20 protein-coding genes are annotated in these 25,070 nt (G+C 65.1%); 8 read left to right on the plus strand and 12 right to left on the minus strand.

Features of this window, described 5'->3' with window-relative positions; translation table 11 throughout:
* Positions 1-396: 396 nt before the first annotated feature.
* On the minus strand, positions 397-1,302 hold the full coding sequence (locus tag AB6M95_RS15270) for an HD-GYP domain-containing protein (protein WP_371387612.1): 906 nt from the start codon (positions 1,300-1,302) through the stop codon (positions 397-399).
* 286 nt (positions 1,303-1,588) lie between these two features.
* On the opposite strand from AB6M95_RS15270, the gene AB6M95_RS15275 reads away from it, so the two are divergent.
* Complete coding sequence (locus AB6M95_RS15275) at positions 1,589-2,350, plus strand: substrate-binding periplasmic protein (protein WP_371387613.1); 762 nt, start codon at positions 1,589-1,591, stop codon at positions 2,348-2,350.
* Positions 2,351-2,969: 619 nt separating this feature from the next.
* Here the strand turns inward: AB6M95_RS15275 and AB6M95_RS15280 are convergent.
* From AB6M95_RS15280 to ilvN, 5 genes are all read right to left on the minus strand, one after another.
* The gene (locus AB6M95_RS15280; RefSeq protein WP_371387614.1) at positions 2,970-4,190 is read right to left on the minus strand and encodes an HDOD domain-containing protein; all 1,221 of its coding nucleotides are present in this window, start codon (positions 4,188-4,190) and stop codon (positions 2,970-2,972) included.
* A gap of 3 nt (positions 4,191-4,193) precedes the next feature.
* Positions 4,194-5,066: a CheR family methyltransferase gene (locus tag AB6M95_RS15285; protein ID WP_371387615.1), complete on the minus strand. Its 873-nt coding sequence runs from the start codon at positions 5,064-5,066 to the stop codon at positions 4,194-4,196.
* Positions 5,067-5,170: 104 nt separating this feature from the next.
* Positions 5,171-6,256 carry a butyrate kinase gene (gene buk, locus AB6M95_RS15290; RefSeq protein WP_371387616.1) on the minus strand — a complete coding sequence of 362 codons (1,086 nt, stop codon included), beginning with the start codon at positions 6,254-6,256 and terminating at the stop codon, positions 5,171-5,173.
* On the minus strand, positions 6,253-7,197 hold the full coding sequence (locus tag AB6M95_RS15295; protein WP_371387617.1) for a bifunctional enoyl-CoA hydratase/phosphate acetyltransferase: 945 nt from the start codon (positions 7,195-7,197) through the stop codon (positions 6,253-6,255). The genes buk and AB6M95_RS15295 overlap by 4 nt, the downstream gene beginning before the upstream one ends.
* The gene (gene ilvN, locus AB6M95_RS15300; protein WP_371387618.1) at positions 7,198-7,677 is read right to left on the minus strand and encodes an acetolactate synthase small subunit; all 480 of its coding nucleotides are present in this window, start codon (positions 7,675-7,677) and stop codon (positions 7,198-7,200) included.
* 153 nt (positions 7,678-7,830) lie between these two features.
* Between ilvN and AB6M95_RS15305 the strand changes: the two genes are divergently transcribed.
* Together AB6M95_RS15305 and AB6M95_RS15310 are read left to right on the plus strand one after the other, a co-directional pair.
* The gene (locus tag AB6M95_RS15305; protein ID WP_371387619.1) at positions 7,831-9,255 is read left to right on the plus strand and encodes an SLC13 family permease; all 1,425 of its coding nucleotides are present in this window, start codon (positions 7,831-7,833) and stop codon (positions 9,253-9,255) included.
* A gap of 10 nt (positions 9,256-9,265) precedes the next feature.
* Positions 9,266-10,198, plus strand: a complete 933-nt coding sequence (locus tag AB6M95_RS15310) for a universal stress protein (RefSeq protein WP_371387620.1) — start codon at positions 9,266-9,268, stop codon at positions 10,196-10,198.
* A 576-nt stretch (positions 10,199-10,774) separates the two neighbouring features.
* On the opposite strand, the gene murI is transcribed toward AB6M95_RS15310, so the two are convergent.
* The 6 genes from murI to hcp all read right to left on the minus strand — a co-directional run bounded on the left by murI (position 10,775) and on the right by hcp (position 17,477).
* Positions 10,775-11,614 carry a glutamate racemase gene (gene murI / locus AB6M95_RS15315; protein WP_371387621.1) on the minus strand — a complete coding sequence of 280 codons (840 nt, stop codon included), beginning with the start codon at positions 11,612-11,614 and terminating at the stop codon, positions 10,775-10,777.
* 110 nt (positions 11,615-11,724) lie between these two features.
* Positions 11,725-12,975, minus strand: a complete 1,251-nt coding sequence (locus AB6M95_RS15320) for an EAL and HDOD domain-containing protein (RefSeq protein ID WP_371387622.1) — start codon at positions 12,973-12,975, stop codon at positions 11,725-11,727.
* A 32-nt stretch (positions 12,976-13,007) separates the two neighbouring features.
* The gene (locus AB6M95_RS15325; protein WP_371387623.1) at positions 13,008-13,904 is read right to left on the minus strand and encodes a hypothetical protein; all 897 of its coding nucleotides are present in this window, start codon (positions 13,902-13,904) and stop codon (positions 13,008-13,010) included.
* 18 nt (positions 13,905-13,922) lie between these two features.
* On the minus strand, positions 13,923-15,161 hold the full coding sequence (locus tag AB6M95_RS15330) for an HD domain-containing phosphohydrolase (protein WP_371387624.1): 1,239 nt from the start codon (positions 15,159-15,161) through the stop codon (positions 13,923-13,925).
* Positions 15,162-15,339: 178 nt separating this feature from the next.
* Entirely contained in the window at positions 15,340-15,687 is a 348-nt protein-coding gene (locus AB6M95_RS15335) for a cupin domain-containing protein (RefSeq protein ID WP_371387625.1), read from the minus strand.
* 182 nt (positions 15,688-15,869) lie between these two features.
* The gene (gene hcp, locus AB6M95_RS15340; RefSeq protein ID WP_371387626.1) at positions 15,870-17,477 is read right to left on the minus strand and encodes a hydroxylamine reductase; all 1,608 of its coding nucleotides are present in this window, start codon (positions 17,475-17,477) and stop codon (positions 15,870-15,872) included.
* Between the two features lie 161 nt (positions 17,478-17,638).
* Between hcp and AB6M95_RS15345 the strand changes: the two genes are divergently transcribed.
* From AB6M95_RS15345 to AB6M95_RS15365, 5 genes are all read left to right on the plus strand, one after another.
* Positions 17,639-18,124, plus strand: a complete 486-nt coding sequence (locus AB6M95_RS15345) for a PhzF family phenazine biosynthesis isomerase (RefSeq protein WP_371387627.1) — start codon at positions 17,639-17,641, stop codon at positions 18,122-18,124.
* An 18-nt stretch (positions 18,125-18,142) separates the two neighbouring features.
* Entirely contained in the window at positions 18,143-18,829 is a 687-nt protein-coding gene (locus AB6M95_RS15350; RefSeq protein WP_371387628.1) for a VOC family protein, read from the plus strand.
* A gap of 80 nt (positions 18,830-18,909) precedes the next feature.
* A complete protein-coding gene (locus AB6M95_RS15355; protein WP_371387629.1) occupies positions 18,910-22,407 on the plus strand; it encodes a PAS domain S-box protein in 3,498 nt (1,165 codons plus the stop codon).
* A gap of 99 nt (positions 22,408-22,506) precedes the next feature.
* Positions 22,507-23,676: an alcohol dehydrogenase-like regulatory protein ErcA gene (ercA, locus tag AB6M95_RS15360; protein WP_371387630.1), complete on the plus strand. Its 1,170-nt coding sequence runs from the start codon at positions 22,507-22,509 to the stop codon at positions 23,674-23,676.
* Positions 23,642-24,946 (plus strand): ATP-binding protein, encoded by a 1,305-nt coding sequence (locus AB6M95_RS15365; protein WP_371387631.1) that lies wholly within the window; start codon positions 23,642-23,644, stop codon positions 24,944-24,946. The genes ercA and AB6M95_RS15365 overlap by 35 nt, the downstream gene beginning before the upstream one ends.
* The last annotated feature ends 124 nt before the right edge of the window (positions 24,947-25,070 follow it).

Here is a 25,070-nt window from a genome sequence, read left to right on the forward strand (position 1 = left end):
GCTCTCATGCCCAAAGTGTTACCCATGTTCCCGGGCTAATGTGTTACCTATGTACCCGGGCTGTACCCCCCTCTCCCCTTCCCCCGGACCCCCATCCCCTCTCCCTTCCTAAACTTCTTATCGCCGCCTTCGGCGGGGCATAGCGCATAAAAAAGCCTCCGACTCATAAATAAGTCGGAGGTCTCAATTCTTTCATTCTTCTGGAGCGATTCGGGGGTGCAACACCCGACAGCGGCTCTTTTACCGCGCTGGCACAAGGCTTTCGAGAGTGGGTCAGCTGTGCATTTTCTTCCGGCCGGGGCAACCGCAGCGTAGCCTTCTACGTGAGGATTGGCCCGGGCGGAAAAAATGTGCAGATGGCCCGCTATCGGAAGCCGCTACATGAACCAACAGTCGCTAAATGATTTCAGCGCCGCTCAGAACTGCAACAAACCGCTTGAATACGTTCATATCGACGTTTTCACGCATCTCGTTGCGTATGAGGGACAGGGCTTCGTAGGGCTCCATGGCTTCGGCGTAGGGGCGGTCCGTGGTCAGGGCGTCGTAGATGTCGGACAGGGAGATGATGCGCACCGGCATGGGCACGTTGTCGCCCTTGATGCCCGCCGGGTAGCCCGACCCGTCCAGGGTCTCGTGGTGGAACAGGATGCAGTTGATCGTGTTCTGGGTCATGGGCAGGTGCGCGCACATGGACACCCCGTGCACCGGGTGCTCCTTGATGATCTCCCGCTCGGCGGTGGTCAGCGGCCCGCGCTTGTTCAGGATGCGCTTGGGGATCTTGGCCTTGCCCACGTCGTGCAGCAGCGCGCCCAGGCCGTACTCGAAGACCTCGCTCTCGGTCATGTCGTAGGTCTGGAACAGGGCTACGGAATAAACGAACACGTGCATGCAGTGGGTGTAGGTCTTGTAGTCGTGCGAGATGAACGGGGCCACGGCGGACAGGGAATTGTCCTTGGCCAGGAACTTGATGGAGTTGCGCACGATCTCGGTGATGCGGTCGAGGTGCCGGGCGCGCAGGGCGCTCGGCAGCTTGCGGTCGAACACGTCCTGCAGGACCACCGTGGTGGCCTCGAAAAATATCCTTGAGCGCGCCTCGATGGGCAGGGTCTCGTCCAGTAGGATCTTGCCCAGGTTGCGCTCGATGTACTTCTCGTACTCCGCCCGTTCCGCGCCCTGGACATAGACTTCCTTGATCCCGCTTTGGTGCAGGGTCTGGCGGTGGCGGGTGGTGAATTTCTGGCCGGAAGAGGTGTACAGGACAAAGTCCCCACCCTGCCAGAGGTAGACGGAGAAGTTCCCCAAGGCTTCCGGAAACAGCATGACCGGAGAGACGGGAAAGTAGGATACCGGCCGAGCGGCGCGAGTGTTCGTATCCATGTGCAGTTTGCATATAATATTAGTTTGACGAATGCTAGTAAAAATCAGGATAATGTCTAGAAGATAAAACACAATCGATGTAACATAAAGTGGCGTGCCGTGCACTGCGGCCCCGATACGGCCGTTGCCGCGCCGGTTATTTGCTTTTCTTGTACAAAGAACTGGAACGCGATAGGGTGCTGTTCATCCCGCACCCCCAGGAGAAACTCCCATGAAAAAATGTCTGATCGCCTGCCTGCTCGTCCTTTTCGCCACCACGGCCCGGGCCGGCGTCCCCCTCCATTTCGTCGCGGACGGCGATTTCGCACCCTACTCGATGGTCATCGACGGCGTGCCCACGGGCATCGACGTGGAGGTCTTCACCGAGGCCGCCCGCCGCGCCGGCCTCGAAGTGGACATCACGATGCAGCCCCTCGAGACCGTCCTCAAAATGGTCCGGGACGGCAGCTGCGACGGAGCCCTGGCCCTGTTCCGCAGCCCGGGCCGCGAACGCTACGCCCTGTTCATGGAAGCCACCCCGATCCATTTCAGCGACTACGTGCTCTTCACCAAGGTCGGCACCCGGTTCCCCTTCAACTCCTACAAGGACCTGTCGGGCAGGGTCATCGGCATCGTCACCGGGGTGGACCTCGGCCAGGACTTCATCGACGCCCGCTCCAAGGGGGACATGCTCGTCAAGGAATACCCGGACCAGCCCGCCATCATCGCCGGACTGCTCGGCGGCGAAATCGACGCTTTCGCCGGGAACATCGACGTCACCTACTACCAGCTCAAGAACATGGGCCTGACCAGCTCCATAGTCTACCTCGACCGCAAACTCCTGACCGGCCAGCCCTCCTACGCCGCGCTCTCCCGGGCCGCCCAACGACAGGACAAGGAAGAAATCATCCAGGCCCTGGAAAAAGCCCTCGACCAGATGGCTAAGGACGGCACCTACAACAACATAGCCCGGCGCTACCTGCTGCGCTTCTAAACGCAGGCCGCCGGATTCGAAGAGAGCTGGGGCGCTGCCCCAGACCCCGCCAGGGAACCTTTTGGGAAAAGGTTCCCTGGACCCTCCCAAACTTTTTGTGTGCCTTTGGCAGAGGCGCGCGGGAGCACGAGGCAGGCTGTTTGTTCGGCAGGGCCGGAGTAGCTTGGCAGGACGTGTCCCTAAGGGTTCGCGCCGGGCGGCCCTCCGAGGCCCGTGGACGTCCGGCGCGAACCCTTAGGGACCGTTGCCAACGCCGCTGGCGGGATAATGCGGACGCAGCCAATCTGCTTTGCGGCGTTTTCGGACGACGGCGAAGAAGTCTCTCTTAACGAACTACCTCCTCTCCCCCAAAAACCCCGCGATTTCGGATAGAAAAAACGGCGTGCCCCTTCACGAGAAGAGGCGCGCCGTTTCACCCGTTTTTTCTATCCGAAATCGCCAACCGGCACGGCGGAAGGCGTTCCTTGTCGGCCTTCCACGCCCGCATGTCTCCGAGCGTAGCGAGGCGATGGGGGGCCAGGGGGCCTTGCTCCCTGGCAGGTCCAGGACAGCGTCCTGGTCCCCCCGAAGGGGCCGCCGGAGGCCTCCCCTTTCCCGCACCTAGCCGCTCAAGCCCAGCCTAGAAAAAGGCGCTCATGACGAGGTCGATCTGGTCGGCGTACTGGCTGACGGCTTCGTTCAGGACTTTTTCGGGGTCGATGCCGAGGAGTTCCCAGGCCTCTTCGTCGAGTCCGGGCATGACGTACATGCCTCCCTGGGCGATTTCCACGGCATTGGTGAGGTTGTCGGCCACGTGGACGATGGCGGGTTCCAGGGGGTTGGGGTATTCCATGGGGTTGTGGTGGTAGTTGATCATGACGGCCAGGCTTTCCGGGAACTTCCAGGCGGCGAGCAGGGGTTTGCTGATGTCGGTGTGGCAGAGTTCCATGACGGCCATTTCGGCCTCGACCAGGGGCAGGCAGTTTTCGCGGGCGAAGAGCATGGCCTCGGTGGAGGCGTAGGGCAGTTTCTTGAACAGGATGAGCCGCCCCACGTCGTGGAGCAGGCCGCCGATGAAGAACCGTTCCGGCGACAGGCCGCTCTGGGTTCCGGCGAGCATGCGGGCGAAGATGCCGCAGGTGATGGAGTGCCGCCAGAAGGACTGCATGTCCACGAGTTCGGGCGGGATATCCTTGAAATAATTGATGGCCGAGATGCCGAGCGCCAGGGTGGACAGTTCCTTGCCGCCCACCAGAGCCACGGCCCGGCTGATGGAGTCGATGGTCTGGGGGAAGCCGTAGAGCGGCGAGTTGACCAGCTTGAGGAGCTTGGCGGACAGGCCGACGTCGGTGCTGACGACCTTGGCGATGCGGTCGGCCGAGGCGGCGTCGTCTTCGAGGACCTCTTTGATGCGGAAGAAGATGTCCGGGAAGCTGGCCAGTTCGGTTTCGTGTTCGACGATGGTTTCGGGCGTGCCCATGCCGGTGACGAAGATGTCGTCCAGGTGCTCGACGTTGGCGGCCCGGCGTTCGTCCAGGTCCGGCAGCCGCCAGCCTCCGGCCACGGCCCTTGCGGTCAGTTCCAGGGCGATGTGGAACATCTCGATGACCGCAGGGTGGTCCGGGTTCACGTACAGGAAGAATTCGCGCACGTAGTCTTCCACGGCCAGGAGATCGGCCTCGGTCAGGTCGGACAGGTCCGGGGCCACGTCGGCCTCGTCGATGCCCACGCGCCTGAGCAGCTGGAGTTGGTTTTCCGCCAGTTCGGTGCCGCTCTTGAAGAGCAGCCTGCCATCCTTTGCGATCAGGTCGGAGGCCAGGACCATGCCCGCCTTGAGCTCGTCTATGCGCTTTGTGCCCACGGCCTACTCCTCCTTCTTGTACGCGATGGCGCCCGCGTTGTGGATCGGCTTGAACGACTGGGAAATCTTGTGCAGGGACTCGGAATGGCCGACCAGCAGGTAGCCGCCGGGCAGCAGGTTGTCGTAGAACGCCTGCACCACCTTGCGCTTCATGGCGTCGTCGAAATAGATGATCACGTTGCGGCAGAACACGATGTGCGAGCGGGGAATCCGCTTGATGGCCAAGGGGTCGTTCAGGTTCATGGGCTCGAACTTGACCAGCCTGCGGATGCGCTGGTCGAGCTCCCAGCCGCCTTCGACCTCCTTGAAGTAGCGCTTGCGGGTTTCGTCCGGCGTAGTCTTGAAGGCGTACTCGGAGTAGATTCCGGCCCTGGCCTTGGCGATCATCTCCTCGGACAGGTCCACGGCGGTGATGTTGATGCGCCAGCGGGCGATCTCGGCCTTGAGGGTCTCGAGCAGGAGGAAGACCAGGGTGTAGGGCTCCTCGCCCGACGAGCACCCGGCGGACCAGATGTTCAGTTCGAGCTTGCCCGCCTTGCGCTGGCGGTCGAGGATTTCCTTGAGCAGATTGTCGCGGAAGGAGGTGAGCTGCTTGGTGTCCCGCCAGAAGCTGGTCTCGTTGGTGGTGACCATTTCGAAGAGCTGCTTGAGCTCCTGGCCCCGGTCCACCTTGAGGAACTTGATGTAGTCGGTAAAGCTGGTCAGGCCGAGTTCGCCCAACCGCCTGGAGAAACGGCTCTCGAAAAGATACTTGCGCTTCTCGTCCACGAAGATGCCGCTCTTGCCGTAGATGAAGTCGCGCAGCTGGACGAACTCCTCGTCCGTGATCTTGACGCCCTTTCGCAAGGCGGTGGATTTGCTAAACAACGACCCCATATATCCTCGTCCTTTTCAAAAATACCGACCGGTTCTCCACCATGACTCTTATGCATATAGGCCGGGGAAGGCCAGTATTTATTGAGGAATATAACGGAAGACGGCTATTCCGGCGAATAGGTCCGGACCGGTTCCCGGCCGCACAGGGCTCGGGCCGCGCCCTCGGCCAGGGCGGACATCTCCACCTCGCCGGGGACCACCTCCACCGGGCCGAGGAAGCCCACCTGCCGGGTGATCTCCTCCACCAGGGCCTGGCTCCGGGAGAGCCCGCCGGTCAGGACCACGGCGGCCAGGTCGAGGCCCCCCTCGTCGCCGGTCAGGGCCGGGGCCATGGACACGATGTACCGGGCGATGCCGTAGGCCATGGCCCGGAAGACCAGCCCGGCGTGTTCGTCGCCCTGATCCATGCGGGCCAGGACCACGCGCGGGTCGTTGGTCCCCAGGTGGGCCACCAGGCCGCCCTGGCGCAGGATGGTCGTGCGCAGCTCGGCGTAGTCGCGCTCGCCGCCGTGGACCATGTCCAGGACCGGCACCAGGGGCAGGCTGCCCGTGCGCTCCGGGGTGAACGGCCCCTCGCCGTCCAGGGCGTTGATCACATCCACCACCCGTCCCTGGCGGTGGGCGCCGATGGACACCCCGCCGCCCATGTGGCAGACGATGAAATTCGAGCGTTCGTAGACCACTCCCCGCCGTTCGGCCACGATGCGGGCCACCCCGCGCTGGTTCAGGGCGTGGAAGATGGACCGCCGCGTCAGGCCGGGCAGGCCGGTCAGCCGCGCCTTGTCCATCATCTCGTCCGTGACCACCGGGTCGACCACGTAGGCGGGCACGTTCCACTGCCGGGCCAGGGCCTGGGCCAGGATGCCGCCCAGGTTGCAGGCGTGCTCGCCGTACCGGGCGTCCAACAGATGACTGACCATTTCGTCGGACACCTCGTAAACACCCCCTTCCAGGGGCCGCAGCAGGCCGCCACGGGCGACCACGGCCTGGATGCGCTTCGGGTCCGTGCCGGTCTTGCCCAGGAACTCGGCGACCATGCGCATGCGGAAATCAAACTGGTCCGCCACCCGGGCAAACCCGGCCATCTCCTCGCGGGAGTGTTGCAGTTCCTCGGCGGCCAGGGTGTCGCCGCCCCTGTACAGGGCCACCTTGGTGGATGTGGAGCCGGGGTTGATGACCAGTATGCTCACGGGCGGCTCCTCCTTGCCAGGACCGAGGCCAGGGCGATGGAGTGGAACTTGGACCCGTCCGAGTCGCCCCGGGACGGGACCACCACCGGCACCCGGCTGCCCACGACCACGGCGGCCATGATGCAGCCGCACAGAGTGGACAGGGACTTGTACAGGACGTTGCCCGCCTCGATGTTCGGGGTGAGCAGGATGTCGGCGTTGCCTGCCACCGGGCTGTCGAAACGCTTGGTGGCCGCCACCTTGCGGGACACGGCCAGGTCCAGCGAGAGCGGGCCGAGGATCTGGGCGTCGCCGAACTGGCCCTGCCGGGCCATCTTGGTCAGGATGTCGCCGTCCAGGGTGGCGGGCATGGCCGGATAGTTGATCTTTTCCGTGGCCGCCAGGATGGCCGCCTTGGGCTCCTTCATGCCCAAGGTCCGGGCCACGTCCAGGGCGTTCTTGAGGATGTCCACCTTGCGCTGCAGGGAGGGCGCGATGTTCACGCCGGGGTCGGTCAGGAGCATCAGCCGCCCGTCCACCGGGGACTCGAAGACCGCCACGTGGCTGAGGATGCGCCCGCCGTGGGGCACGCCGGTCTCCTTGTTGAGCACCGCCTTGAGCAGGGTGGCCGTGGGCACCAGCCCCTTCATGATCAGCTGGGCGTCGCCCTCGCGAAAGAGCCGGACCGCCTCGAACACGGCCCCGGCGTCGTCGGTGACGTGCACCTGCCGAAAGGGCGAGATGTCCAGCCCCCGCTCGTCCGCGATGCGCCGGGTCTCGTCCATGTCGCCGACCAGGATGGGCTCGGCCACGCCGCGCTCGTACGCCTCGATCCCGGCCCGGAGCACGAACCCCTCGGCGGACCGGGCGATGGCCACCCTGGGCATGCGCCCGCCCCGGCCGTAATCCAGGGCGGCCTGGACCAACTCGTTCAGACTCGTGATGGTTGGAAAGTCGGACACTTACTCATCCCCGCGCTTGAGCGCGATCATCCCGGACCGGCACATGGACTTGATGCCGTAGGGCACGAGCATCTTGATCAGCCCGTCCACGCGCTCCTGGTCGCCGGAAAGCTCCACCGTGACCGTCTCCTGGCCCATGCCGACCACATTGGCCCGGAAGACCTCGAAGACCTGCATCAGCTGGCTGGTCTGCGCCGGGTCCATGGCCACCTTGATCATGACCAGTTCGCGGTCCACGAAGCCCTTGCGCGACAGGTCGTCCAGCTGGATGACCGCGTCCAGGGACTCCAGGTAGCGGCCGATCCTGTCGATGGCCTCGTCGTCGCCGTCCACGCACAGGATGATGCGGGACACCTGCGGATTTTCGGTTTCCCCGGCGGCCAGGGAGAGGATATTGGCGTCGTATTTGCCGCATTCCCGGGCCATCATGGCCAGGACGCCGGGTTCGTTGCGACACAGGGCGGACAGAGTGCGTTTCAAGGGAAATCTCCTCGTTGCGGTTGGCATGCGCGGGTTTCCGCGCCCGAGCACAATACGCGATACTCGGTCCAATGCAAATCTCGGCATGGGGCGGCCCCCTTGCTGCGCTTTCAACTGGCGGCAACGTGCCGGGGCGTGTATAGTGCCTGTATCGTGATCCATTTTCTCCGCGAAAAACGCTGGTTTTTCCTCACCCTGGCCATCCAGGCCGCCATGCTCCTCCTGCCCGCGCCCGAGGGCGTCACCCAGGAGGGCTGGCGCGTGCTGGTCATGACCGTGGGCGCGACCATCCTGTTCATTACCGAGCCCATCCCTCTGCCCGCCGTGGCCCTGCTCATCGTGCTCGGCCAGGTCTTCCTCCTCGGCCTGGACTCCTCGCTGGTGGCCAAGTCCCTGATGAAAGATTCGGTCCTGTTCATCATGGGCTCGCTCATGCTCGCCGTGGCCCTGGTCAAGCAGAAGCTCGACAAACGGCTGGCCCTGCTGATCATCAGGGTCACGGGCTCGAAGACCTACGCCATCGCCTTCGGCGTCTCGGTCTTCTCCGGCCTGCTCGCCTCGTTCATCGGCGAGCACACCGTGGCCGCCATGATGCTGCCCGTGGCCCTGTCCCTGATCCAGCTGTCCACCGACGACCCCGGGCAGCAGCGCGCCCTGGCCGTGCTCTTCCTCTTCTCCATCTCCTACGCCTGCGCCATGGCAGGCATCGGCACCCCGTCGGGCGGCGCGCGCAACGCCATCATGATCGACTACCTGCGCGACTTCTTCTACGCCTCGGACGACCCGGCCACCTACAACTTCTCGGTCTCGTACCTGAAGTGGATGATCTACGCCTATCCCATCTTCCTCATCCAGCTGCCGCTCATGCACGTCATCCTGCGCTACACCTTCAAGACCGATCTGCGCGACCTCGGCCCGGCCGTGGAGAAGCTCAAGGAGCAGGTGGGCAGCGAAGGGGCCCTGACCGGCCGCCACTACGTGGCCATCCTCCTCTTCCTCCTGACCCTGGCGGGCTGGGTGGGCTTCTCCTCCCGGTTCGGCATGGGCACCATCGCCATCCTCGGCGCGGTCCTCTTTCTGATCACCGGCCTGGTCCGCTGGCAGGACCTCAACTCCGGCGTCAACTGGGGCGTGGTCCTGCTCTACGCCGCCGCCATCTCGCTGGGCGTGCAGATGCGCGACACCGGCGCGGCCGCCTGGGTGGCGGGCATGTTCATGGACGGGCTCGCCCCGTTCGGCCTGGGCTCCGGCCTCGGCCTGCTGGCCGCGGTCATGCTCCTGACCACCTTCATCACCAACACCATGAGCAACGGCGCGGCCGTGGCCGTGCTCGGCCCCATCGTCCTGACCATCGCCCTGGCCACCGAGACCAACCCCCTGGCCGTGGGCATGGTCACCGCCATCTCCAGCGCCTTCGCCTATTTCACGGTCATCGGCACCCCGGCCTCGACCATCGTCTACTCCTCGGGCTACCTGCGCCCCTCGGACTTCATGAAAGTCGGCTGGCGCATGGCCCTCATGTCCTTTATCGTGCTCCTGGCGGCATCCAAACTGTATTGGCCCCTCATCGGCCTCTAAGGAGTTGTCCATGAACAAGGACGACAAACTGCGAATCCTCATCTGCATCGGCGGCGGCCCCGAAGCCTACGCCAGCCTGCGCTACGCCGTCCGCCTGTCCAAGACCAGCTGCGCCGACATCGTCCTGCTCTACGTCCGCCCCCTGGACAGCGGCCTCAACTCCGGGGGCATGGAAGTGCGCGTGGCCCGCGAGAACGTCCTGGACTGGGGGCTGGAACTGCCCGGCCTGCGCCAGCTCAAGGCCGCCCGCGACATCCTCGTGGAGCTGGGCGAGATCGAACCCGGCGCAAACCGCGAATGGAGACACAGCGAGATCAAGGGCGACCCGGCCGGCGAATACGTGCGCGACTACGAGAACCCTTGCGGCGGCATCGTCTCCCTCCGGCTGCGCACCGCCTCGGACGTGACCTCGGCCGTGTCCGACGAGGCCAAGCGCTTCAAGGCCGACGTGGTCATCGTCGGCGCCTCCCCGGAACCCCTGACCGGGCTCAAGAAACTGTTCTCGCCCAAACCCCTGGCCCTCAAGATCGCGGCCCACGCCCACTGCTCCGTCATCGTCGCCCGCAACCTCGAACCCGGCCGCAACCACCTGGTCTGCGTCCAGGACACCGACCAGTCCCGGGCCATGCTCCCCATGGTCGGCCGCTACTTCCAGTCCTACCAATACCCGGTGTCCATCCTGTCCGTGGCCCCGACAAAGGCCGACCTCGCCTCGGCCCAGAAGGCCGCCCAGGAGGCCGCCCAGATCCTCGCCTCCCTCGGCACCACCCCCGCCGAAATCCTCGTCGAAGTCGGCGACCCCGTGGAAACCATCATCACCATCGGCTACGACTTCTCCCTCATCCTCGCCTCCGAATCCCTCAAACCCTGGTTCGCCAAAGGCTTCAGCGTGTCCCACGAAGTAGCCGAAAAAGCCCGCAATTCCGTCATGATCGTGAAGTAGGCGAAAAGAATGCCTCCGGCGGCTTAAGAACCTTTTGGGAAAAAGGTTCTTAAGAATCTCCCAAACCTTTTGTGTGCCTTCGGCAGAGACGTGCGGGTGCGGGGTGGCGGATTGTTTTGCAGAGGTGTGGGAGTAGCTTGGCTGTGCGGTGTCCCGAAGAGTTCGCGCCGGACGTCCATGGGCCTCGGAGGGCCGCCCGGCGCGAACTCTTCGGGACGGTAGCCAACGCCGCTGGCGGGGTGGGCGGAACTCGAGAAAGGGGTTTTGCGGCGTTTTCAAACGACGGCGCAGGGGTCTTCCTTAACGGAGTTACTTCTTTTAAAAGAAAAACCCCGCGATTTCGGGCAGAAAAAACGGCGTGCTTCCTCTGCGAAGAAGCACGCCGTTTTTTCTGCCCGAAATCGCCAACCGGCACGGCGGAAGGCGTTCCTTGTCGGCCTTCCGCGACCGCATATCTCCGAGCGCAGCGAGGCGATGGGGGTCCAGGGGGCCTTGCTCCCTGGCAGGTCCAGGACAGCGTCCTGGTCCCCCCGAAGGGGCCGCCGGAGGCATTCCCCGGACGCCGTTCCGTCCGTCCTACAAATCGACCAGTTCCACGTCCGTCTCGGCGATGGGCGTACCCAGGAAGCGGGAGCCGGTGCGGGCGAAGCGGGGGACGTCGTCGGTGGTCAGGTAGCGGGTGGAGCCGCAGCCGTTTTCGGGCCGGTTGAGGCCGAGGCGGTCGAGTTCGCGGTACACGGTTTCGGCGGTGGTGGCGGCGGAGTCCACGATGGTGGTGTGCGCCGGGACCACGTTGCGGATGGCCGGGGCCAGCAGCGGGAAGTGGGTGCAGCCGAGCACGAGGGTGTCGGGGATGACGGGATGCGGAGCGCCGGACGCGGGTTTGAAGATGGGGTCGAGATAGCGGGCGGCCACGGCCTCGGGCACTTGGCCGTCGGTCCAGCCTTCCTCGGCCAGGGCCACGAACAGCGGGCAGGGGTGGCCGATGATCCGGGCCTGGGGGCTGAGGGCATGGATGGCGCGCTGGTAGGCCCCGCCCGCGATGGTGGATTCCGTGGCGATGACGGCCACGGCCAGGTTGACGGTGGCGTCGCAGGCGGCGCGCGCCCCGGGTTCGACCACGCCGATGACGGGCACGCCGGGGTTGGCCTCACGCAGGGCGTCCAGGGCCACGGCCGAGGCGGTGTTGCAGGCCACCACGAGCAGCTTGATGCCGCGTTTGATCAGTTCGCCGCCGCACTGCACGCCGTAGCGGGTGACGGTCTGGGGCGATTTGGTGCCGTAGGGCAGGCGCGCGGTGTCGCCGAGATAGATGACGTCCTCGCACGGCATGCGCTCGCGCAACGCCTTGAGCACGGTCAATCCGCCCACGCCCGAATCGAACATGCCGATGGGCAACTTTGCCTGATTTTTCATTTTTTCTGACTCCATGCGATGCGGTCCCCCCTCGCGCCCCGAAGTCTACACATTTCCTTGAAAATGTCTAAACCAATCGGACGCGGGACCGGGGGGCCGGGACAGGCGGGTTATTCGGCCTTGGAGTAGCCGAGCATCTTCTGGGCCCAGCTGCGGGACTGGATGTAGAGCAGTTCGGCCTGGAAGGAATCCAGATCGAGCTTCTTGAGGCGCTGCAAGGTCTCGCCCCACTGTCCGCGCTCGTAGCTGGTGGCCAGGCGCAGGAGATCGTAGAGCTCGCCGTTGCCGTCCAGGGCCTCGACCACGGATTCCTCCAGGGGCAGGGACTTGAGGATGTCGTGCATGTTCATGCCGAGCATGGCGTCGAGCAGGGAGAAGAGGCCGGTCGTGAACAGGGTGTCGGGCTCGCACACGGGCCGGTTTGAGCTGGAGCAGATGGACTCCAGGAATTTGGCCCGGTGCACGGCCAGATAGGCCAGCTCCCCGGCCTTGGGCGACGGGTTGAGGTCGGCGAGGACGACGCTGCGCAGCCACTGCTTGGCCTGGATCATGCCCATCATGTCCATGGCCCGCTTGGCCGAGGTGATCTTTTGCAGCAGGCCGAACCCGGCGGAGTTGACGTAGCGGAAGAGGCGGTAGGTCAGGCTCGGATCGGACTGGAGGATGGCCGCCAGGCGGGCGGCTTCGAAGTCCGGCTTGGCCAGTTCGCCGAGGACCTGGAGCTTGGTGGTCTCGGCGGCGGTCAGCTTGCGGCCGGGGATGATCTCCGGGCGGCTGAAGAAGAACCCCTGGAACAGGGAAAAACCCATGTCGCGCAGGGTCTTGAAGGTCTCGTTGTCCTCGACCTTTTCGGCCAGCAGGGTCACCTTCCCCGGCAGCCCGGCCATGCCCGCCTTGATGCGCGCCGGGTCGGCGTCCAGGGCCAGGATGTCCATCTTGACGATGTCGGCCAGCTCCACGAAGGGGCGCAGCTCGTCCTGGCCGAAGAAGTCGTCCACGGCCAGGGTGTAGCCCGCGTCCTTGAGGCGGCGGGCCGCGGCCAGGGTCTCCTTGCCGGGCCGGACGTTTTCCAGGATTTCGACCACGCACCGTTCCCTGGGCAGGGCGAAACCGGCGTCCTCCACGAGCAGTTTTTCCGGAAAGTTAATCAGGATCCTGGCCGCAGGGTCCATGCCCTCGGTGGCCAGGGTCAGACCGTCGGCGATGACCGAGGCCGTGGCCTGGGACTCGTCGTCGATGACGGCCTCGTTGTCATGGCCGGAGCGGAAGAGCAGTTCATATCCCCACACGGACTCGTCCGGGGTGAAGACCGGCTGCCGCGCGATGAACATGGATTCGAAGGCTTGGTTCTTGCCCTGCATGGATCGTCGTCTCCCCGTATTGCCCGGCCCCGTCAGCAGAAGGGCTCCTGACCGTGGGTTCGCCTGAGTCCCGCCATGAACACGTCCAGGTCGTCGCCGCATTCGGCCAGGATCTTGTCCAGGTAGGCCAGGTTGTTGTCGATGGCCTCGCGGTAGAGGTCCTTGTCCACGTTCTGGCGCGACCGGAAATAGTCGAGCATGTGCCTGTCCTCGCCCTGGAATTCCTCGTCCAGCCGTTTGCGGGCCACGTCTTTGTAGAAGGACCGGGTCTTGAGCACCAGGTCGAAGGCGCTGTCGTAGCCGGGCAGCTTGGCCTCCTTGAACTCCTCGAAGAGCAGGAGGAGCTTTTCCAGGTAGTAGCGGTCCGCGATCTGGGCCAGCAGGTCGGCGGTGCCCGTGAAATGGCCCATCCGGCGCATGGCCTCGGTGCGGAAGACGATCTTGGACGGGGACATGGCCAGGATGGTGCAGCGGATGCAGTCGGCGATGTCCTCGATGTCCTGTTCGGCCAGGACCCCGCCCAGGTAGCAGCGCATGAACTGGATAGAGCGCTCCTCGTGGCCCACGGTGTGCTTGGCCCCGGTGCCCTGGGTGTCGTCCACGTCCTGGATCAACCCCACGTCGTGGAACAGGGCGGCCAGCAGCCCCTTGAGGCAGTCGGCCTCGGAAAAGGGCTCGCCCTGGGTCATGGCCCCGTAGATCAGGCGCGACGAGGCCAGGACCACGGAGCAAGTGTGCTCGAAATTGTGGTATTTGGTGTTGCTCGCCCGGTAGCCGGGGTAGCGGCCCGAGAAGAGCCGCTCCACGTCGTCGAAGGCGCGGCGGAAAACCAGGCCGTCGTAGCCGGGGAAGAACACCCGCATGAGGTCCTCGGTCTCCCGGCGCACGCACTCGGCGTCCACCGGGTCCACGTAATCGTACAGCTTCATCTCGGGCTCCGCCATGCGCTACATCCCGGGGGTTTCCACCCACCTGTCGCGGATGGCCTTGATGACGTCGAATATCTCCAGAAAAATTTCCACTATCTCGGGGTCGAAGTGGGTGCCCGCGTCCTTTTCCAGGATGCCCAGGCACTTTTCATCCGGGAAGGGGTCCTTGTAGGACCGGGGAGAGGCCAGGGCGTCATACACGTCGGCCACCGCGCAGATGCGCGCGGAAAGGGGGATGGCCTCGCCGCTTATGGGCGCGCCGCCCATTTCCGGGGCCTCGGCCCAGACCTGGTCCAGGGGGATGGAGGGGTAGCCCCGGCCCGCCCATTTCTCGTGGTGGCACAGGGCGATCTCCATGGACATGCGGTCCAGCTCCGAGGTCTGGTTTTTGAAGAGCCGAGCCCCGTAGACCGTGTGCCACTTCATGATGTCGTACTCCTCGTCGGTCAGCTTGGCGGGCTTTTTGAGGATGGCGTCGGAGATGCCGACCTTGCCCACGTCGTGGAGCATGGCGGCCAGGCGCAGGTTGTCGCGGGTGTTCTTGATCTCCTTGGCGGAATGGCCCCGGCGGGCGGCCCAGGTGCCGTAGATTTCCGCGCAGTACGCGCCCACCCGCTGGACGTGCGCTCCGGTTTCGGCCGGGTCGCGCAGCTCGGCCATCTGCATCATGCGCAGGATGAGCTCGCGGTTCATGATGCCCCGCTCGATGGCTACCGAGGCGTTGTTGCAGAACAGGGGGATATAGGTCCTGGCCTCGTCCGAGAAGGGGACCACCGCGCCGGATTCGTTCTTGGCGTTGATCAGCTGCATGACCCCGACCAGCCGGCTCTCCTGGGCGATGAGCGGGATGGTCAGCATGCTGGTGGTCCGGAAGCCGGACTTTTCATCGAAGGATTTGTTGAAGGAAAAGGGCAGGGTCGGGTCCAGTTCGTAGGCGTCGTCGATGGCCAGGCTTTGCCGGGTCTTGGCCACGTAGCCGACGATGGACTGTTCGCTGATGGGGATGCCGAAATTCTGGTACAGGGCGGCGTTGGCGGCCTCGGTCTTGAACAGGGTGTCGTTCTGGACGTAGCTGAAGATCAGCCGGTTGTTGTCGACCAGAAAGATGGACCCGGCGTCCGCGCCGGAAAACCGCCTGGATTCCTGGAGGATCTTGTCCAGGATCGTGTCCACGTCCTTGAGCTGGTTGACCTCGTCCGTGATCTTGAGAATCGTCAACACCGCGTCGTCGCGGCCTTCCAATCGTTCGATGCCCATGTCGGCCCCCTTTCGGTTTTCGCTTCCCTAACCATCCCCCATTCCCGAGGAAAAATCAATTATTCTATCCGGCGCGGTATCTCCTGCCCGGACGCGGCGCGAACGCTCGCGAGGGGGAAAGGGGGTGGAGAACCCTCAGCACGGGGTTGCCCGCCCCCTTCCCTCCGGGCGCGGCGGCCTAGATTTCCGGGATGCCCTTGGGGATGAGGCAGACCAGGACCATGGGCACTTCCCCGGTATTGACCACGTGGTGCTCCTCGTCCGGGGCCACGTAGACCACGCTGCCCGGGCCAAGGGCCAGCTTCTCGCCGTTCCTGACCACGTAGCCGGTGCCCGCGTGGTAGAACTGCTGGTGCTCCCATGGGTGGGAGTGCGGCGGAATCTGCGCGCCGGGTTCGAGCTCAATGACCCGCATGCAGAAATTCACGTCGTCGTCGGCCTTGCCGATGACCACCCGGCCCGTCACGCCCGGTCCGGCCACCTTCAGTTCCACGGGGTCCACGTCCGTATACTTGATTACTTTCATCGTCGTTCGCTCCTGTGCGTTGGCGTTGCGCCCCACCCCGGAAACGGGTGCGGCCCGGTCAGGCTAGCACACCCCCGGAACGGACGCCAGGCGCGCCGGACGCACGCTCCCGACCGGCCCTTCGCGCAAAAAAAGGCCCGCCGGTGCGAACCGGCGGGCCGTGTCTTCGTTGCGCCCTTGGGCTAGCCCAGGATCTCGGCCAGGTCGGCCTCGGGGGTGGTGATGGGGGCGATGTTGTAGTTCTCGACCAGCAGGTTGAGGACATTGGGGGTGATGAAGGACGGCAGGGTCGGTCCGAGCTTGATGTTCCTGATGCCGAGCGCGAGCAGGGACAGGAGGATGGCCACGGCCTTCTGCTCGTACCAGGACAGGACCAGGGAGAGCGGCAGGTCGTTGACCCCGCAGTCGAAGGCCTTGGCCAGGGCCAGGGCGATCTGGACCGCGGAGTAGGCGTCGTTGCACTGGCCCACGTCGAGCAGGCGCGGGATGCCGCCGATGTCGCCGAGCTGCTTGTCGAAGAAGCGGAACTTGCCGCAGGCCAGGGTCAGGATGACCGTGTCGGCCGGGGCCTGCTCCACGAACTCGGTGTAGTAGTTGCGGCCGGGCTTGGCCCCGTCGCAGCCGCCCACCAGGAAGAAGTGGCGGATGTCGCCGGACTTGACCGCGTCGATGACCTTGTCGGCCACGGACAAGACCGCGTTGCGGGCGAAGCCCGTCAATACCGATCCCTTATCGATATCCTCACCAAAGCCGGGCATGGCAAGGGCTCGCTCGATGACGGGAGTGAAATCGTCATTGCCCACATGGACCGCTCCGGGCCAGCCCACCAGGCCGGTGGTGAAGATGTTTTCGATGTAGTGCTTGGGGTCCTGGATGCAGTTGGTGGTCATCAGGATGGCGCCCGGGAACTCGGCGAATTCCTTTTTCTGGTTCTGCCAGGCCGTGCCGTAGTGCCCGGCCAGGTGCGGGTACTTGTGCAGCTCGGGATAGCCGTGGCAGGGGAGCATCTCGCCGTGGGTGTAGACGTTGATGCCCTTGCCCTCGGTCTGCTTGAGCAGGGTTTCGAGGTCCTTGAGGTCGTGGCCCGAGACCAGGATGGCCTTGCCCGCGGTGGGTCCGAGCTTGACCTCGGTGGGCACGGGATGGCCGTAGGTGGAGGTGTTGGCGTCGTCCAGCAGCTCCATGGCCCGGATGTTGATGCGGCCGCATTCGAGCCCGGCCTCCACGGCCTGCTCCAGGGTCAGGCCGGTGGCCAGGGTGGCGGCCAGCAGTCCCTGGAACTTGGCGTACAGCTCGTCGTCCTCCTTGCCGAGGATGGCGGCATGGTCCATGTAGGCGGCCACGCCCTTGAGTCCGTAGGTCAGGGTGTGCTTGAGCGACTTGATGTCCGGGTTCGGCTCGGGGTCGGACTCCACGCCGACCGCCTTGCCCTGGGCCACCAAGCCGGGAATGTCGAGGGCGGACACGAGCACGGCCGGGCCGCCGAAGTCGACGCCCGAGACCTTGGCCTTGAGGCCTTCGCGCAGGGACACGCACTTGTTGATCAGGGTGACGAACCGGGCGTCGTCGAAATTCACGTTGGTCAGGGTGGAGAAGACCGCCTCGGAGATGAAGCGGTTCACCGCGTTATCTTCAATGCCCTGTCCTCGGGCGGCGACGGCCACCTGGGCGAGGCCTTTGCTCAGGTAGAGAAGAAGGTCCTGGAGGGTGGCGGTGGAATCGGTCTTGCCGCACACGCCGATTTTGGTGCAACCGCCCTTGGCGGCCTGTTCACATTGGTAACAAAACATGGTGATGCTCCTTCGTTTTGGTGGGTTGCTCTTGATGCGTACAAGCCTAGGGCATCTGGCGGAACGGGAGTATGATTTAAGTCAAAAAAAGGGGGAAAACCCAAAAGAAACCTCTCGACGGGCGGGTTGAGCTTCGAGCCCGAAAGGACTATCTTCCCGGCATGACTCGAACAATCACCGTTTTTCTGGCCGACGCCTTCACCTCCGTGCCCGGCAAGGGCAACCGCGCGGGCGTGGTCCTGGACGGGCTTGATCCGGACATGGCCGCGCTCCGGGCGCTCAGCCGCGAGATCGGCTGCAACGGCTATTTCGTCTTCGTCCTGAACGGCGCGGACGACCCGTGCCTGACCAGCGGGCGGATGTTCGCCCCGGCCGTGGGCATCGACGAGGACCCGGTCACGGGCAACGGCAACGGCCCGTGCGGGGCGTACCTCTCCCGGTACGGCGTGCTGCCCGGTCAACCGGTCTTCCGCTACCTGGGCCGCCAGGGGGTGGCCATGGGGAGAGAAGGAGTCATCGAGGTCACCGTGACCCGCGACGCAAGCGGCCCGTATAAGGTGCAGGTCGGCGGCACGGCCGTGGAGGCGGGTCGCATGGAGATCGAATTGTCCGACATGGACGGCGGCGTCACGGTTCATATTTTGTAATACAAGCGAGGCAAGAACATGCGAACCAGACTGGACCACATCGTCATCGCGGCCACGGACATGGAACGGGGCGTGGCCTGGACCGAGAAGACGCTCGGCGTACGCGTGCCGCGTGGCGGGGTGCACGAGACCATGGGCACCCGCAACCACGTCATGCGCATCGGCGAGGAAATGTTCCTGGAGATCATCGCCATCAACCCGGACGGGCCGGTCCCGGCCAAGCCGCGCTGGTTCGGGCTGGACGATCCCTCGGTGCGCGCGCGGCTGGACCGTTCGCCCGCGTTCCTGGCCTGGGTGGCCAACACCGACGATCTCGACGCCTTCCTGGACGCGGCTCCCATGTCCTTCGGCCGGGCCACGCCGGTCAGCCGGGGCGAGCTCAACTGGCGGTTTGCCCTGCCCTCCGACGGGCGGCTCCTGGCCGGGGGCATGCTGCCCTACGCCATCCAGTGGCGGACCGAGTCCCACCCGGCCCTGGCCATGCCCGACCTGGGCTGCCGCCTGCTCGGCCTGGACATCTACCACCCGTACCCCGAGTGGCTGGGGTCCGTCCTGAACGCCGTGGGCCCGGTGGACCTGGTTCAGGTGCACCCCCTGCCGCCCCTGGAGCCGCCGCGCATGGCCGCCCGCATCGACACCCCGGAGGGCGTGCGCCTGCTGGAGACCATGCCCGGCGGCTGCGGCTGCCCCCCGCGCCGGGCATAGCGGCCCCAAGTGCGCAGGGACTTTATTAATTCCCGCGTATTTGTTAGAGAACGGACGGTTCTCCCATCGCAGGAGTAGTCATGCACCTACCGGTTCGTCCACCCAGGGTCCTTTGCCCCGTCCTGCTCGCCGTCCTGGCGCTGGCCGTCCTGCTCGCGCCCGCTACGGGCCGGGCCTCGGACCGCAAGCAGATCCTCCTGCTCAACTCCTTCCACCAGGGGTTCCTCTGGACCGACGAGGTCAACCGCGGCCTCATGGACGTGCTGCGGCCCCGCGAGACCGGCATCACCATGCACGTGGAGTACATGGACACCATGCGGGTGGAGTTCAACGACCACTACGAACAGCAGCTCATGAACGTCTACGCCCACAAGTACCGGGGCGTGAACCTGGACCTGATCCTGGCCACGGACAACGCGGCCTACGACTTACTGCGCCGCCACCACGACGAGCTCTTTCCCGGCATTCCGGTGGTCTTCGGCGGGGTGAACTTCTTCCGGCCCGACCAACTCGATAACTACGCCATGTTCACGGGCGTGGCCGAGGTCCTGGATGCCCGGCAGACCATCGACTGCGGCCTCAGGCTCCGGCCCGGCGCCCGGACCGTGTACGTGATCAACGACTACACCTGCACGGGCGTGGCCGTGCGCAAGTCCATCGAGGAGCAGCTGCTCGGCCTGGACCCGAATGTCACCGTGATGTTCAGCGGGAACTCGGAACTGAGCGCGATCCTGAAGCATGTCGAGGGGCTGCCATCCAACTCCCTGATCCTGCTCAGCGTGTTCAACCGGGACAAGGACGGGCGGTTCTACGACAAGAACGAGGTGGCCGAGGCGGTTTCGGCCCGCGCCCGGGTGCCGGTCTTCGGCATCCTCGACGCGGACCTGGGCCACGGCATCGTGGGCGGCATGCTCGCCAACGGCCACGACCAGGGGCAGGCCATGGCCCAGATCGCCCTGCACGTGATGGCCGGACGCGCCCCCCGCGAGATTCCGGTCCTCCAGGGCAGCGCCTACGCCCCCAAGTTCGATTACGCCCAGCTCAAGCGCTTCGACCTCAACCTGGCGAGCCTCCCGGCGGGCAGCGACATCCGCAACCGCCCCGACTCCTTCTACCGCGAGCACTCCGGCGTGCTCCTGGCCGTGCTCGGGTTCGGCGGCCTGCAATTCCTGATCATCCTGGCCCTGGTCCTGAACATCGCCCGCAGACGGCGGGCCGAAAAGGAGCTGCGCACCGCCCACCGGACCCTGGAGGAACGGGTCAAGGAGCGGACCAGCGAATTGCGCCAATCCGAGGAGGTCCTGCGGACCATCTTCGACTTCTCCTATGACGCCATCATCATCCACGACGGCAACGGCCGCATCCTGGAGGTGAACCAGCGCATGATCGAGATGTTCGGCCTGGAGGGCATGGACCCGCTGGGCGTGTCCCTGGCCCGGGACCTGTCCAGCCCGGAAAACCCCCTGCACTCCATGTCCGGGATCATGCGCGAGGTCCTCGGCGGCAGGCCCCACCATCTGGAATGGCGCGTGCGCCGCTACCGGGACAGCCGGGAATTCGACGTGGAGGTCCACCTGACCCGCATCACCTACCGGGGCGAACCCGCCATCCTGGCCAACGTCCGGGACATCTCCGCGCGCAAGGAGTCGGAGAACGCCATCCGCCAGAACCTGGTCAAGTTCGAGGCCATCCTGGAAAACTCCCTGATGGGCATCGCCATGTCCGTGGGCCGCAGGATCGTGACCATCAACCGGCGGGGCGCGGAGATCTTCGGCTACTCCACGGAGGAGATCCTGAACAACACCCTGAACCTGCTCCTCGGCCATTATCAGACCGAGGACGACTTCGTCCTGGCGGCCAAGGCCGCCCTGACCGAACGCGGGGAGTTCAACACCGAACAGGCCTTCCGGAGCAAGAACGGCTCCACGATCTGGTGCCGCATGTACGGCAAGACCGTGGACCGCCGCGACCTGTCCAAGGGCGTCATCTGGGCCTGGGACGACGTCACCGAGAACCGGCGGGCCCAGGAGGACCTGCTGCGCACCCGCGAGGACGCCGAGGCCGCCAACCGCGCCAAGTCCGAATTCCTGGCCGCCATGAGCCACGAGATACGCACCCCCATGAACGCCATCGTGGGCATGACCGAGATCACCCTGCAGACCGACCTGACCGAGGACCAGCGCGACTACCTCAAGACCGTCAAGGACTCGGCCCAGCACCTCCTGTCCATCATCAACGACATCCTCGACCTGTCCAAGATCGAGGCGCGCAAGCTCGAACTGGACCACGTGGACTTCGACCTACCCTTCCACGTCAGGACGACCATCAAGGGGCTCGAGCTCCAGGCCCGGCAGAAGGGCCTCGACATGACCCTTCAGATCGACGAATCCGTGCCCCACTGCGTCAAGGGCGACCCCCTGTCCCTGCGGCAGGTGCTCGTCAACCTGGCGGGCAATGCCGTCAAGTTCACCCACCGCGGGGCCATCACCATCCGCGTGCGGGGCGCCTCGGACACGCCCCCGGACGAGGCCCGGACCGTGGGCGTGACCTTTGCCGTGGAGGACACGGGCATCGGCATCCCGCGCGAATTCCTGGACTCCATCTTCCAGAGCTTCTCCCAGACCACGCGCGCCTTCGGCGGCACCGGCCTGGGCCTGGCCATCTGCAAGCAGCTCATCTCGCTCATGGGTGGGGACATCCTGGTGGAGTCCACCGTGGGCAAGGGCAGCACCTTTTCCTTCACGGCCTGGTTCGAACCCGGCTTCTCCTGCCCCCTGCCGGACGAGGCCGAACTCAACCGGCGGCCCGACGCCCCGGCCCGGCCCGTGCGCGTGCTCGTGGCCGAGGACAACGACGTCAACATCATGGTCACCACCCTCAAGCTCGAGGACCTGGGCTACACCTACGCCGTGGCCAAGACCGGCCTCGAGGTCCTGGACCTGCTCAAGCGCGAGCCCTTCGACCTCATCCTCATGGACATCGAAATGCCGGTGCTGGACGGCATCTCCACCACCAAGGCCATCCGCTCGGCCGTGCCGGGCGGCCCCATCCCGGACCCGCACATCCCGATCATCGGGGTCACGGCCCACGCCCTGAAGGAGTTCCGGGACAAGAGCCTGGACGCGGGCATGGACGACTACGTGGCCAAGCCCGTGGATTTCCATGAGCTGGCCGTGATCATCAACCGGCTCATCGGCACCGCGCCCCCGCCGCCTCCGGACGCGGGCACCGTCGATGCCGAGACCGAGCCCATGGACGCCCTGCCGACCTGGACCCCGGATTCGGCCATGGAACACCTCGGCGTGGACGAGGCCATCTTCGCCGACTTCCTGGTCACGGCCAAAAGCGAACTCGCCCTCCTGCTCGAGGAACTGGAGCAGGCCATTGGCGCGGGCGACACGGCCAAGGCCGGAGAGCTGGCGGGCACCGTCCGGTCCGTGAGCACGGCCATCGGGGCCAACGCGGCGGCCCTGGCCGCCGCCTCCCTGGCCTCGGCCTGCACGGAAGGGGGCGACGAAAACGCCGCTTTCTCCCGCCTCCGCGAAGAGATCGAGAGCCTGATGAAAATCATGGACTAGGACTTTGCAGGGCCATATTGTTCTTGATAACGGTAGGAAATATCCGCCCAACAGTTGGTCCGGTCCAAGCGCCCACTCTTTCGAACAAGGAGAATAGCCATGCCCGGCGAGGAGTATGCCGAATTACGGAAATTCGTGGCCCCGGAGTTCGTCTTCGGAGCGGGCGCGGCCATGCTGGCCGGGCAATACGCGGCCAACCTCTCCACCAAAAAGGCCCTGGTTGTCTCCTGTCAGGCCCTGGCGGACATCGGCTGTACCGGACAGGTCGTGGATTCCCTGACCCGGGAAGGCGTAACCTGCACCATCTTCGCGGACGTGACCCCCAACCCGCGCCATGAAGAGGTCATGGCAGGGGCCGAAATCTACCGACGCGAGGGGTGCGACTCCATCGTGGCCGTGGGAGGCGGCTCTCCCATGGACTGCGCCAAGGCCATCGGCATCGTCTGCACCAACGACCGGCACATACTCGAGTTCGAAGGCGTGGACAACGTGGAGCGGCCCGGACCGCCGCTTATCTGCATCCCCACCACCGCCGGGACGGCCGCGGACATCTCCCAGTTCTGCATCATCAACGACACCATCCGGAAGGTCAAAATCGCCATCGTGTCCAAGACCATGGTCCCGGACGTGGCCCTCATCGACCCCCGGCTGACCCTGACCATGGGCCCGGAACTCACCGCGCACACCGGCCTGGACGCCCTGACCCACGCGGTCGAGGCGTTCACCTCCAACGCCTCCTCGGCCATCACCGACCTGAACGCCATGGAGGCCATGCGCCTCATCCGCCTGCACCTGCGCAACGCGGTCGAGCGGCCCCACGACATGGAGGCGCGCACCGGCATGATGCTCGCCTCCACCTACGCGGGCCTGGCCTTCTCCAACGCCATCCTGGGCGCGGTCCACGCCATGGCCCACAGCCTGGGCGGTCTCCTGGACCTGCCCCACGGCCTGTGCAACGCCATCCTGCTGGACCACGTCATCGCCTACAATTACGACTCGGAACCGGAAAAGTACCGCCGCCTGGGCATCGCGCTCGGCGCGGACATCCCGGACGATGCCTCCCAGGAGGATGCCAAAGAGCGCACCCTGGAGGCCATCCGCACGCTCAAGCGGAGCGTGGGCGTGACCAACAGCCTCTGCGAACTGGGCATGACCGAGGAGGACCTGCCCCTGCTGGCCCGGAATGCCCTGTCGGACGCCTGCATGCTGACCAACCCCAAACAACCGACGGCCGATGAGCTCATCCAAATCTTCAAACAAAGCTGCTGACCCCGAACCGGTCCAAGCCACGGAGCGCGAAAAGCTCATCGGGCTGGGCAAACGGTCCATCAGCAAAAGCTACTACCCGGAACTCAAAAGCCGGCTGGACGAGCTCGAACATTTCCGCGCCCTGCTCGACAGGGTCAACGACGCCATCTTCGTGGTGGACGCGGACAGCGGCGTCATCCTGGACATCTCCGGCGCGGCCGACTCCCTGCTCGGCTGCGGCCCGGACCAGCTCCGGGGCCTGCGCTTCAAAGAGATCCTGCCGCCCCACATCCGCCGCCACGCCGACAACCTTTTCCACAACGAGACCAAGACCGTGCGCATGGAGACCGAATTTTCCTGCCCGCTCTGCCAGGGCACGCCGCCGGTCCCGGTGGACCTGACCCTCAGCCTGGTCTCCTTCCAGGAGCAGCGCCAGGCCATCATCGTGGCCCGCGACGTCAGTGAGCGCAAACGCTCGGAACTGGCCCTCAAGCGCAGCCACGACCAACTGGAGATCCGGGTCCGCGAACGGACCAAGGAGCTGGATCAGGCCAACCGGGCCAAGTCCGAGTTCCTGTCCACCGTGTCCCACGAGCTGCGCACCCCCCTGACCGCCGTGCTCGGTTTCGCCAAGGTCACCCGCAAGAAGCTCATCAACTCCATCTTCCCGGTCCTGGACCGGGTCGCGGACGAGGAATTGCGAAACGAAATGGAGGTGGTCCGCAAAAATCTGGAGATCATCGCGGGCGAGGGCCAGCGGCTGACCATGCTCATCAACGACGTCCTCGACCTGGCCAAGATGGAGGCCAACCGAGTCGAATACGCCATGGCCCCCGTCCACCCCGAGGGTTTCATCAACAGGACCGTGGAAGTGACCTCGTCCCTGTTCGACGACAACGACCTGGCCCTGCGCCTGGACATCGAGCCCGACCTGCCCATGGTCCAGGGCGACATGGACCGGCTCATGCAAGTCATGGTCAACCTCTTCTCCAACGCCGTGAAGTTCACCCCCCACGGCGTCATCACCTGCACCGCCAGCACCGTGGACGACACCGTGCGCATCAGCGTGGCCGACACCGGCATCGGCATCCAGCCCGAACTCCTCGAATCCATCTTCGAGGAATTCACCCAGGCCGGGGAACACCTGTCCAACCGCCCCGCCGGAACCGGCCTCGGCCTGACCATCTGCAAACACATCGTCCACGAACACGGCGGCCACATCTGGGCCGAAAGCACCCCCGGCCAAGGCAGCAAATTCATCTTCACCCTGCCGGTGCTCAAGCAGGCCTAGCTGTGAAGTTATAGGAGGTTGTTCACTCGGCCCTAATCGGTCAAATTGTGTTTACGAAGACGCAATTGCCGAAAGGAGGACCGAGTGAACATTCATGCCAATGCCAGATTGACGCCGATTCGTC

This window comes from Pseudodesulfovibrio karagichevae, assembly GCF_041414475.1.
Lineage (GTDB): Bacteria > Desulfobacterota > Desulfovibrionia > Desulfovibrionales > Desulfovibrionaceae > Pseudodesulfovibrio > Pseudodesulfovibrio karagichevae.